The 2,760-nt window shown below is 61.6% G+C and carries 2 protein-coding genes; both read right to left on the bottom strand.

Annotation, left to right across the window (positions count from 1 at the left end; all coding sequences use genetic code 11):
- Positions 1-922, bottom strand: a 922-nt coding sequence (locus tag WBM93_RS14120; protein WP_424432503.1) for an AMP-binding protein, incomplete at its 3' end; no start/stop codon positions are given.
- A 156-nt stretch (positions 923-1,078) separates the two neighbouring features.
- Complete coding sequence (gene ggt, locus WBM93_RS14115) at positions 1,079-2,755, bottom strand: gamma-glutamyltransferase (RefSeq protein ID WP_424432502.1); 1,677 nt, start codon at positions 2,753-2,755, stop codon at positions 1,079-1,081.
- Between the last annotated feature and the right edge of the window lie 5 nt (positions 2,756-2,760).

Here is a 2,760-nt window from a genome sequence, read left to right as displayed (position 1 = left end):
TGCGGGATTTGCCTTCGGCCTTGCGTCCGCCAATGGCGAGTGCCTTGCCGAGCAGGAAATTGGGCATCTTGCCCTGTTTCTCGACCGTCTTGATCAGCCGTGCGCGCAGAACCTCGAACAGGCGCGGCACGACGACCATGATCGTCGGGCGCACTTCCTCGATATTAGAGGCGAGCTTTTCGAGGCCTTCGGAATAGAAAATCTGGGCACCGAGGCCGATCGGGAAAAACTGTCCGGCGCTATGTTCATAGGCGTGGCTGAGCGGCAGGAACGAGAGGAAGACTTCGTCATCCCAGCCGAAATCGCTTTCGATTACTTCGGCCGGTCCCTTGGTATTGTGCAGGATCTGGCCATGATGTTGCATCACGCCGCGCGGCTTGCCGCCGGTGCCGCTGGTGTAGATGATGCAGGCGGTTTCGTCGCGGGTGATGCTGGCGACCTGTTTGGTCATTTCGGCGACATCCCCGTCGCTGCCCTGGACCAGATCCTTCCACTGGTAGAGATCGAAATCGCCGGACTGGCCGATCCGCAAATCGGCGATGCCGATGATGATATTGGCATCCGAAGAGCTGATCACCGACGGCAGCAGGTTTTTCGCCAGTTTTACGTCGGATACGATAACCGCGTGGGCGCCGCTATTGTCCAGGATATGCTGATGATCGGACGGGGTGTTGGTGGTGTAGGTCGGCACGGTGATGCAGCCAGCCGCCATGATCCCAAGATCGGCGATGCACCATTCGGGCCGGTTTTCGGACACCAGCATCACCCGGTCGCCCTTTTTCAAGCCGATCCGCTTGAGCGATTTGGCCAGTGCCGCGACTTGTCGGGCGGCCTCGGCCCAGCTGGTCGCCTGCCACGCGCCGTCGATTTTGGCGCTCAGGAACGGCTTGTCCCCGCCCTGGGCGGCACGATCGAAAAACATCGATACCAGATTTGGATATTGATCGATTTCAAGATAACGGTTTTCTGCCTTTTTCGGGGCCACGCGACATTTCCTCTCTCATGCTCCGGATTTGCACCGGGCTTGGATCATTGGGAGACGAACTAGCGCGGTTGAAACCGCTCGGCAATATATTGCTTACGGCAGTTCGCTGACCGCCCGGCCGGTGCTCCGCGGATCGACGGCGCCAACCCATCCCTTTTCGGTCTTTTGCGCGCCCGCCAGTTTCGACGGGAGACCGGCGGTGACAATGATGTGCCCGAAGCTCGACAGCTCGGTTCGCAAGGCTTCCAGATCGCTGCCCTGTTCGATCAGCACGCCCGATCCGCCATAATATATATTGGGCAGCGCCATCGCGGCTTCGAGCGAGAGGCCGTAATCGAGCACCCCGATCAGGGTTTTGGTGACGTGCATGATGATCCGTTTGCCGCCAGCGGAGCCGAGCGCCAGGATCGGCTGGCCGCTGGCGTCATAGACGATGGTGGGCGACATCGAGGAGAGCGGGCGCTTGCCGGGCTCGACCCGGTTGGCGACCAGGGCGCCATTCTGTTCCGGGGCGAAGGTAAAATCGGTCAGTTCGTTGTTGAGCGCCATTCCGCGGGCAAACAGCTGGCTGCCGAAAGGGCCTTCGACGGTCGAGGTCATATTTGCGATATTGCCCTCGCCATCGACGGCGGTGAAATGGGTCGTTCCGGCGACTTCGGAGGAGATCGCCGCGGTGCGGGCGAGAGCTCCCGGCGGGTTGCCGGCAGGATAGGTTGCTTCGCCGGGCATGTCCGGACGGGCCCGCTGCAAAGCGATCATCTGCGAGCGGCTGGCGAGATAGTCCTTGTCGATCAGGCCATCGACCGGGACCGCCACAAAATCGCGGTCGCCAAGATATTTCTCGCGGTCGGCATAAGCCAGCCGCATCGCTTCGGCGACAACGTGCCAGGCCCGCGCAGGCTCTTCTGCATATAATTTGCCCATATCGAACCGCTCGAGCGCGCCCAATATGCCGAGCACGGTGGTCGCGCCGGACGAGGGCGGTCCCATGCCGCAGATCTTGTAGACCCGATAGCTGGTGCAGACCGGCGCGCGGAGGATGGCGCGATAATTGGCAAAATCTTCCGGCGTGATTTCCGCAGCATTTTGCGGTGCATTGGCCACGGCCTTGGAAATGGCGGTCACGGTTTCGCCGGTGTAAAAGGCATCCGCGCCGCCCGCCTGCAATTCGCGCAGCAATGCACCGAGCTCAGGGTTTTTGATGACCGAGCCAGCCTTGGCCGGTGCACCGTCTTTCCAGTAGATCGCCTGCGCGTCCGGAAAATCGGCCCAGAGCGGAGCGAGCCGCTGGAGCCAGCTGGCTTGTGATCCGCTGACGACATAGCCGGCTTCGGCCAGCCGGATAGCCGGTTCGAAAATCTTCGTCCACGGCAGCTTGCCCCATTTCTTATGCGCCATTTCCATCAGCCGCATATTGCCGGGCACGCCGACCGACTTGCCGCCGGGCATCGCCTTTATGAAGGATAGCGGCTGGCCGTCCTCGCCAAGAAAGCGCGTTGAATCCGCCGCAGCAGGCGCCATTTCGCGACCGTCGATGGTCTGCATCCAGCCTTGTTTTGCATCATGGTGCAGGAAAAACCCGCCGCCGCCGATGCCGCTGGACTGGGGTTCGACCACGGTCAGCGCGAGCATCATCGCCATCGCCGCATCGGTTGCCGAGCCGCCGGCCTGCAACATCTCGAAGCCCGCCTTGGTGGCTTCGGGATGGGCCGAGGCGGCGGTGCCGATATTTTTGGTCTGGTGATGTTCGGCCTGGGCCGGAACCGCCAGCGAAA

Source organism: Parasphingorhabdus sp. (assembly GCF_049667325.1).
Taxonomy (GTDB): domain Bacteria; phylum Pseudomonadota; class Alphaproteobacteria; order Sphingomonadales; family Sphingomonadaceae; genus Parasphingorhabdus.
Note: the sequence above shows the minus strand (reverse complement) of the source record. Positions and strands in the feature narration are given on the sequence as shown.